General features: G+C 46.2%; 1 protein-coding gene. It reads right to left on the reverse strand.

Features of this window, described 5'->3' with window-relative positions:
* On the reverse strand, positions 1-349 hold a 349-nt coding region (locus tag A3762_RS06105; RefSeq protein WP_197469067.1), incomplete at its 3' end, for a UDP-N-acetylglucosamine 2-epimerase.
* Between the last annotated feature and the right edge of the window lie 131 nt (positions 350-480).

Below are 480 nucleotides of genomic sequence, written 5' to 3' on the forward strand. Positions count from 1 at the left end.
GAATGCCTTCGTAAAAGGCTGCCAAGGCTGCAGCAAAACAGGTCGTGGTGTCGCCATGCACAAGTACGAGGTCTGGCTGGCTCTCGCGTAGTACCTCTCGCAAACCAAGTAATACCTTACTGGTTATGTCAAACAGGTCTTGCCTCGCTTTCATAATATTCAGGTCGAAGTCCGGTTTGATCTCAAATAACTTAAGTACTTGGTCGAGCATCTCTCTATGTTGTGCTGTTACACAAACCAGGCTTTCAAGCTTCGGCTCTTTCTCTAACGCTTTTACAACAGGGGCCATTTTGATGGCTTCTGGACGTGTGCCAAATACAGTTAGTACACGTTTCTTTTTAGACGGCATTACTTCACGATGCCTCTTGTGTCGATTACGATTTTCTCACTGAGTTTTGCAGCAGAGAGTGATTCGAATGGTTTGTGGTCAACCAGCAAAAGAAGGATGTCTGCACGATCAACGGCCTCGTCAAAACTGCA

The organism is Oleiphilus sp. HI0125, from assembly GCF_001635355.1.